Origin of the sequence: Pseudomonas sp. ACN8 (assembly GCF_002303925.1) — a bacterium.
Taxonomy (GTDB): domain Bacteria; phylum Pseudomonadota; class Gammaproteobacteria; order Pseudomonadales; family Pseudomonadaceae; genus Aquipseudomonas.
Genome location: NZ_MRCS01000054.1, coordinates 35,453 through 43,239 on the forward strand (window position 1 = coordinate 35,453; position 7,787 = coordinate 43,239).

Annotated in this window: 6 protein-coding genes; 1 reads left to right on the forward strand and 5 read right to left on the reverse strand. The window is 58.6% G+C overall.

What is annotated here, in order from left to right; translation table 11 throughout:
• Positions 1-33 precede the first annotated feature (33 nt).
• The 5 genes from BSF44_RS24780 to BSF44_RS24800 all read right to left on the reverse strand — a co-directional run bounded on the left by BSF44_RS24780 (position 34) and on the right by BSF44_RS24800 (position 6,377).
• Complete coding sequence (locus BSF44_RS24780) at positions 34-201, reverse strand: periplasmic nitrate reductase, NapE protein (protein ID WP_095945753.1); 168 nt, start codon at positions 199-201, stop codon at positions 34-36.
• 433 nt (positions 202-634) lie between these two features.
• Complete coding sequence (gene speB / locus BSF44_RS24785; protein ID WP_095945754.1) at positions 635-1,591, reverse strand: agmatinase; 957 nt, start codon at positions 1,589-1,591, stop codon at positions 635-637.
• A gap of 146 nt (positions 1,592-1,737) precedes the next feature.
• Entirely contained in the window at positions 1,738-3,447 is a 1,710-nt protein-coding gene (locus BSF44_RS24790) for an amidase (RefSeq protein ID WP_095945755.1), read from the reverse strand.
• Between the two features lie 118 nt (positions 3,448-3,565).
• A complete protein-coding gene (locus BSF44_RS24795; protein ID WP_256589153.1) occupies positions 3,566-4,855 on the reverse strand; it encodes a polyamine ABC transporter substrate-binding protein in 1,290 nt (429 codons plus the stop codon).
• A 322-nt stretch (positions 4,856-5,177) separates the two neighbouring features.
• Positions 5,178-6,377, reverse strand: coding sequence for an agmatine deiminase family protein (locus tag BSF44_RS24800; protein ID WP_256589154.1), 1,200 nt, complete (start codon positions 6,375-6,377; stop codon positions 5,178-5,180).
• Positions 6,378-6,667: 290 nt separating this feature from the next.
• On the opposite strand from BSF44_RS24800, the gene BSF44_RS24805 reads away from it, so the two are divergent.
• Positions 6,668-7,570: a LysR substrate-binding domain-containing protein gene (locus BSF44_RS24805; RefSeq protein ID WP_095945756.1), complete on the forward strand. Its 903-nt coding sequence runs from the start codon at positions 6,668-6,670 to the stop codon at positions 7,568-7,570.
• The last annotated feature ends 217 nt before the right edge of the window (positions 7,571-7,787 follow it).

The following is a 7,787-nucleotide window of genomic DNA, read 5'->3' on the forward strand; positions in this document are numbered from 1 at the left end:
TACTCCCCGTCTTTTGCTAAAGATGGACAACGATCAATTAGGTGGACCAGGAGGGCCGAGCAGCATTTGCAGAAACCAGACAAAGAAGCCGTAACCACCCACTATCGCCACGGACAGCAATGGAAAAAAAATGACAATCAGAAAAAAGAACAGGCGGGTTTCTTTGCGCGCGCGCTGTGGAGAGTCATCCGTTAGTGGCATGCTGATCACTCCTGCCAAACTTTGAATTCAGCCTAGACGGCCCACATCACAAATTCCACGAAACGGATTAACGGCAGAGCTAAGGAAGGTCTGAGCCAAGAGACAGATATTTTCAGATGGCGAGTCGAACGACAGGCTGACACAACCAATTCAAGCTCACGTGACCGGCGGCAAGCGAGAAGCGGAGGGAGGTAACAGGTAGTATCGACCCAAATTTGATGTTTTCCCCAGTCAACTGGAGCCCAACCCATTAGCGACGCCATATCGCTGATATTGCATTTTTTGAAAATCGAGCGTCCACTTTGGCCGTTTTCTGCCTGTCACGATGGGCAGAAATCGACCCAAGGCTGCCCATCGCGAGAGGCAGAAAACGGCCAGTTGCTGTCATGAGAGCAACTGGTCGAAATTGTTGGTACCTGTCCAGACCACTGGTTTACAGCTTATGCCGCGCGGCATACAGGCAGATCATCTCCATCGCCAACGCGGCCCCGGCAAGCGCAGTAATTTCCGCGTGGTCATAGGGCGGTGCTACCTCCACCACGTCCATGCCGATCAGGTTGATACCGCGCAGACCTCGCAGAATCGCCAAGGCCTGATGGCTCGATAGTCCACCGCAGACCGGCGTCCCCGTGCCTGGGGCAAATGCCGGGTCGAGGCAGTCGATATCGAAGGTGAGATAGACTGGGTGGTCGCCAACGCGCGCCCGGATAATCTCCGCCAGTTCCTTGGTAGAGCGATCATGCACTTCACTGGCATTCAGCACCTGAAAGCCCATGACGTCGTCATTGGTCGTGCGCTGGCCAATCTGGATGGATCGTGCAGGATCAACCAGCCCTTCGCGGACGGCGTGATAGAACATCGAACCGTGGTCGATGCGCTTGTCCTCGCCGTCGGACTCCAGGTCATGGTGCGCATCGAAATGGATCAGGGACAGCGGACCATACTTGGCCGCGTGAGCTTGCAGCAGCGGATAGCTGATGAAGTGATCGCCGCCCAGGGTCAGCATCGCAGTACCTGCCGCCAGGATCCGCTCGGCATGGGCCCTGATCGCCGCCGGGGTCTGCTCCGGGGCGCCGTAATCGAAATAGCAATCGCCATAATCGACACAAGCCAGCAGATCGAACGGGTCAAATTCCCACGGCCAGTGACGCGCCCAGGCAGACTGGACCGATGCCTCGCGGATGGCCCGCGGTCCGAAGCGGCTGCCCGGTCGATTGCTGGTCGCGGTATCGAATGGGATGCCGCTGATGGCGATATCCACGCCACGTAAATCGCGGGTGTAGCGACGCCGCATAAAGCTGGTGATACCACCGTAGGTCGGTTCACCCTCGGTGCCATACAGGCTGTCACGTGTCATCGCCTGATCGATTATCGAATTGTCATTTAGCATGGGATTCTCAATGCGGGTTACTGAAGCTGACCCAGGCATGCGTACGCTCACGCAGTGCTCGCTGGGGCAAAGGTTGGTTTCTGTTGCTCGGGCTTGCCGTGAATAGGCAGGATTGGCGCTTTATCGCGCCAGACCCATTACGGTTTTCAGCCGCCTGGCGAGGGTGGGGTTCGCACCGGGATCAAGCGCTTCGATCCGGTGGCCTCAAACGCCGACGCCAGGCGCAGCAGTGCTGAGTCGTCGTAGGCGCGCCCGGCAAACGTCAGACCGACGGGCATGCCGATGTCCGGCATCACGCCCATCGGCACGGTGACCGTTGGCACGCCGAGGTGGCGGATGGCGAGGTTGCCGTTGGCGACCCAGACGCCGTTGCTCCAGGCGATATCCGCCGATTGCGGATCGACATCGGCATTCGCCGGGCCTACGTCGGCGACCGCCGGGAAGATCACCGCGTCGAGCCCCAGCCGATCCATCCACTCCTCAAGATCGATACGCCGGGTCTGTTCCAGCCCGCGCAGGCCATCGGGCAGTGTGGTGATCTGATCCCACGGGGTGATGCCACGCTCGGCCATGCGCACGTATTCGTCCATGCCAATGGCCGGGCCATCTTCGCGGTCAGGCAGTGCGCCTGGGTCGTGCGGGAAAATCTGCGGGCCGTCGACGTCAGCCAGACGGTTCAGTCCGGGATCGTCATTGGCCTGCAGGAAATCATCGAACGCCCAGACGGTCAGGTCCCACAGTTCATGCTGTAAAAATTCTTTGGAGACGATGCCGCGATTGAACACGGTCGGCGCGCCAGGACGATCGCCCTCGCAATTGGAGACCAGTGGGAAGTCCGTCTCGACCACTTCGGCACCGGCCGCTTCCAGAGTCTTTCGCGCGTTTTCCCAGAGGGCAATCACCGAGGGGCGAGTGTTGATCCGCTGGCCTGTCGCCCACCCGATACCCGGCGCTTCGCTGGTGCCCGCGTCGGGGTCGGCGTTGATGTACATGCGCGGTACGCCCAAGCGCTTGCCGGCGAGTGCGGCGGGCCTGGCAGCCAATTCCAGGTAGGAAGCGGGACGCACCGAGGCGACGCTGGGGATCGGCACCCAAGGCTGCAAGCGCCATAGGTCGCCACGTTTGTCGGCGTCTTCGGCCACCACCACGTCGAGCACTTCGAGCAGGTCGGCCATGGTCCTGGCATAGGGCACGACCACATCCATGGTTGGCGTCAGTGGCCAGTTGCCGCGCACCGAGATCACCCCGCGCGACGGTGTATAGGCGCACAGACCATTGTTTGAGGCCGGCCCGCGACCGCTCGACCAGGTTTCCTCAGCAAGGCCGAAGGCGGCGAAACTGGCAGCGGTGGCCGTGCCTGCGCCATTGGAGGAACCCGAGGCGAAAGGTGCAGTGAGGTAGTCCGCGTTGTACGGGCTCTCGGCACGGCCATACACGCCGCGCTGCATGCCGCCATTGGCCATGGGCGGCATATTGGTCTTGCCCAGGCAGATCGCACCGGCGCCGCGCAAGCGCTCGATGGTGAACGCATCGCGATAGGCAACCAGGTCCTTGAAGGCCGGGCTGCCGGACGCCGCGCTCAGGCCTTTGATCAGATAGCTGTCCTTGGCTGTATAGGGAATACCATCGAGCGGGCCGAGGGTCTCACCACGGGCACGACGGGCGTCGGAGGCCTGCGCTTCTTCAAGCGCATTCGGGTTGCGCACCACCACTGCGTTGAGGGCGGTGGGCGTGTCGGGGCCGTCGTAGGCATCGATCCGTGAGAGATAGGCCTGGACCAGCTCAACTGCCGTGGTTCGGCCAGCATCGAGGGCTGCGCGCAGCTCGGCAATAGAAACCTCAGTTACTTCAATCATGTTGTTACCACTGGCTACTGGGTCTGCAAGGTGACTAGATTGGCGCCGCGTGCTAGCGAAACCGCATCGGCCATGTGCCTGGTTCCGTTGAGTTTCACTGGCGCAGCGCAATTTACTGTCAGGTTCCCGACTTGAGCTTGGTCCATGCACGGGTGCGAGCGCGTTCTGCACTGGACGGCAGAGGCACCAGCGCGAATAGAGAAGTCTGGATGTCGGCGGCGGGGTAGAGATTGGGGTTGTTGCGGATTTCCGGGCTGACCAGGGCAGTGGCGTCCTTGTTCGGGTTGGGATAACCGACGAAGTCGCTGATCGGAGCAATCACCTGCGGTTGCAGCAGGTAGTTGATCAAGGCATGGGCATCATCCGGGTTCTTCGCATCCTTGGGGATGGCCAGCACGTCGAACCAGACCGGTGCGCCTTCCTTGGGCAAGCGCATGTCCACCACCACGCCGTTACCGGCCTCCTTGGCGCGATTGGCCGCCTGGGAGAAACTGCCGGAGTAACCCACGGCCACGCAGATGTCACCATTGGCGATATCGGTCATGTATTTTGAGGAGTGGAAGTAGGCGACGTTGGGGCGGATCTTTTTCAGCAGTTCTTCGGCCTTCGCGTAGTCCTTGGCCTGAGTGCTGTTGGGCGGCAGGCCCAGGTAGTGGAGGGCGATGGGGATCATATCCGTCGGCGAATCGAGAAGGGCCACGCCGCACTGCTTGAGCTTGGCAATGTTCTCTTCCTTGAAGATCAGATCCCAGCTGTCCACCGGCGCGTTTTCGCCGAGCGCAGCCTTGACCTTGGCCGGGTTGAAACCGATCAGTACGGTTCCGTACAAATAAGGCACGGCGAAACGGTTACCCGGATCGTTGGCTTCGATCAGCTTCATCAGTTGCGGGTCCAGATGCTTCCAGTTGGGTAGCTTGCTGCGGTCAAGTGGCTGGAAAGCGTCGGCCTGAATCTGCTTGGCGAGGAAACTGTCGGACGGCACCACCACGTCATAGCCGGAGTTGCCGGTGAGCAGTTTGGCCTCCAGGGTTTCGTTGCTGTCGAAGATGTCGTAGACCAGTTTTGCGCCGTTCTCCTTCTTGAAGTTGTCCAGGGTCTGCGGGGCGACGTAGTCGAACCAGTTGTAGACACGCAGGGTGCGCTCCTCCGCATTCGCGTTAGCGGTCAGCAGGCCCAGGCTGCAGATCGTAGCGAGGAGCGAGCGGGGGAGTTGATGCTTGATCCATTTCTCACAGTTTTGGGAGATGGTGCCCACTCGTTCGGCTGCCAGCGCCGGGCCAGCAAGCATCGTCAGAGCTTTCAGCAGGACGGCACGCAGGCTGCCGACTCCAACGCGGGCGGTGCGCCAGGACACCGAGTCCGCTCCCATATCGATTTTTTGCCACGGCTGTTGCTGCTTGTACTTCATAGGACCACCTTTTGAATTATTGTCTTTGGCCTAGCTCCAAATGAATTGTTACGGCTGCTTTAATCACAATCAACCTATATAAACTACAAGTAACTCAAGCAAAAAAACTAAACGATATGGTCTGACGCCGATGTCTCCTACGCTTCGTGCAGGCGCTGATGGGATGCACCAGGCAGCGGCATGCACAAACGCGGGCACGTCATCTTTTGGAGTTAGGCGGTGATTCCCCGCGCAGGGCTGGATCAGCCGAACTGGCCCAACCCTGCGAGGGAAAGCAGTCTGGCTATTGCTTGCGTCTCATAGGCGGCAATTCTTTTCAGCGCTAACCGACACTAGGAATGTGTTGGGTGATGCAATGCACACCACCGCCATTGTTGGCAAGGATGGTGCCATCGACACCCACGACTGGCCGTCCCGGAAAAATCTCCCGGAAGAGATTCAAGGCAATCTCATCTGCAGGAGTGTTTGAAGTAGGAACCACGATGCCGACGTTGGATTTGTAGAAGTTGATGTAGCTGAAGTTCTCCACCGTCAGGCCTGACACTTTGAATGTTGGCTGAACGGGCATCTTGGTAATCTTGAAGGGGCGGCCCCTTGCATCGGTGCTTTGTTGCAGCACTGTCAGGTTTGCCGCCATCCTGGGCACGTTGGGGTTGCTTGGGTCCGACGGGTAATTCAATAACAGATGAGCTGGCTCGATGTAGGCAGCAACCAGGTCGACATGCCCATCGGTAGCGGCAGCGCCATCGTCGCCGTACACCCCATACGGCAGCCAGATCATCTTGGTCGCGTTATAGGCACGCAGTAGCGTGGTCTCGATCTGTGCCTTGGTCATGCTCGGGTTGCGATTGGGATTGAGCAGGCACTGTTCGGTGGTAATGAGCGTGCCCTGCCCATCGGTAATCACCGCGCCACCTTCAAACACCATATTGATTGGTGATTTAGACACGTTAAGGGTGGCGCACACACCAACGGGCAATTGATCATCCAGGGTGGCCGACCACCTGTTGCCCCAGCCGTTGAAAATGAAATCGCGTCCCAGCATGTCGTGCCCTGATGGGCTCAGCGCGAATACTGGCGCGGTATCACGGGTCCAGCAATCGTTGTATGGATACTCGATGACAGTAACGTTAGGGCCGCAGCGCTTGCGTACAACCTCGGTATTGCCGGTCATCGCCATCATCAAGACCGGCTCGAACTGCGCAATGGCATTCGCTACGTTGATGACAGAATCCTGCATGGGTTTCAGCTGGTCCTTGTAGCTCTTGTCATAGGGATACGCCATCAACACGCTCTGGTGTGGCTCCCACTCTGCCGGCACCCGATAGCCATCGGAGGCTGGGTTGGGCTCCGCCGCTCGGGCCAAGCGTCCAAGCCCTGATGTACCGATGGCAGTTGCAGTAATAGCCACCAACGCGCCCATATTGAACCGGCGCCTTCCCGGGTTCGTAGGCCCCTCCATTGCGGCTTGATCTGCTATCAATGGCTCTGTTGCCAACTGAATGTCTTGTTCTTTATCCATGTAACGAGTTCCCCAGGTTATCCAGCCAGATATTTCATTTACCAAGGCACACGAGCGAAACAGGCAGTAGTGCAAGGAACCGACTCTCGCGCTGACAGTGCACCAAAGCACCGAGTCCACCCGCCTCATAGCTTCCTTGCCACGCCTGTTGTTGCCTGTGCGTCGTAGGGCCACCTATTGAATTGTTGTCTTTGGCCTCCCTCCGCTGGATCTTTGCGGTTGCTGAAGGCGCAATCAACCTATATAAATTGCCAACAAAACAGGCAGAAAAACTAAATGGTAGACCCCACATGCCCTTGCCTCCGCTCCATGCGTTTCGCGTATTTGAATGTGTTGCAAGGCTGGGCCATGTCGGCGCTGCCGCCGCTGAACTGCATGTGACTGCGGGCGCCGTCAGCCAGCAAATCAGAGCCTTGCAAGGTTCACTTGGCATCAAACTGTTCTATAAGCAGGGGCGCCACCTGGTGCTGACGGAGCGTGGTTTGGCACTACAACGTTCGGTAGCGCGAGGCATCGGCGAAATCACTGAAGGGGTGCGACAGATCTGCGAGGCGGACTTCCAGGAGCCGGCGGCGAAAGTCCTGACCATTTCGACAGAGCCGGTTTTTGGCGCGGCCTGGCTGATGCCGAAGTTGTTCACCTTTCGTGCAGAACATCCGCACATTCATCTGCGCGTCATTACTGCCGACGACATCAGCGAGGTGGACTGGCGCAGGGCTGATGTTGCCGTGCTCTATGACGCCCCGATCTGGGAAGGTTTCTGGTGGCGACCATTGCAGAACCTGCACATGTTTCCGGTTTGCTGCCCGCAATTGCTGCGCGGCCCCCACGCGCTCAAACAACCCTCTGACCTGATTCACCATCGTCTTTTGCATGAGGATGACGGCACTCAATGGCGGCGCTGGTTGCTTGAGGCACGCCTGCCCTATCCGGGCGATGCCGATGTCCATCTGGAAGACCTCGGCATTGCCCTGCAGGCCGCTCGTGATGGCTATGGTGTTGCACTCAGCGATGAGATCAACTCGTCACGCGACCTGGATGAGGGACGCCTAGTGCAGCCCTTTGCACTGAAGGTGCCGACAGGGATGGATTATTTCTGCATCTGCAACGAGGAAAGTCGCGATATCCCTGAGATAGCTTTGCTCATCGATTGGCTGATTGAGCAGGCAAAGATAGTCCCGGCCTACCCGTAAGCGTTGTGGGGGCGGTTAAAACTTCACGTGGCTCAGCACAATACTGAATGACCTCTGGATTTTTAGGCGTCTTGAACGGCTGCTTGTGGCCGTTCTCTGCCGATCATGGTTACAAAGCGTGCTGGTCAAATCCGATGCAATCGGTGGTCAGAACGAATGCAAATGACTGGTCAGGTCGAATGCAAGCGGGTGATCAAGTAGAGTGCAATTTCGCAGC

Coding starts and splice junctions, on each gene's coding strand:
- BSF44_RS24780 (WP_095945753.1), bottom strand. CDS start 201: ATGCCACTAACGGATGACTCTCCACAGCGCGCGCGCAAAGAAACCCGC.
- speB (WP_095945754.1), bottom strand. CDS start 1,591: ATGCTAAATGACAATTCGATAATCGATCAGGCGATGACACGTGACAGC.
- BSF44_RS24790 (WP_095945755.1), bottom strand. CDS start 3,447: ATGATTGAAGTAACTGAGGTTTCTATTGCCGAGCTGCGCGCAGCCCTC.
- BSF44_RS24795 (WP_256589153.1), bottom strand. CDS start 4,855: ATGAAGTACAAGCAGCAACAGCCGTGGCAAAAAATCGATATGGGAGCG.
- BSF44_RS24800 (WP_256589154.1), bottom strand. CDS start 6,377: ATGGATAAAGAACAAGACATTCAGTTGGCAACAGAGCCATTGATAGCA.
- BSF44_RS24805 (WP_095945756.1), top strand. CDS start 6,668: ATGCCCTTGCCTCCGCTCCATGCGTTTCGCGTATTTGAATGTGTTGCA.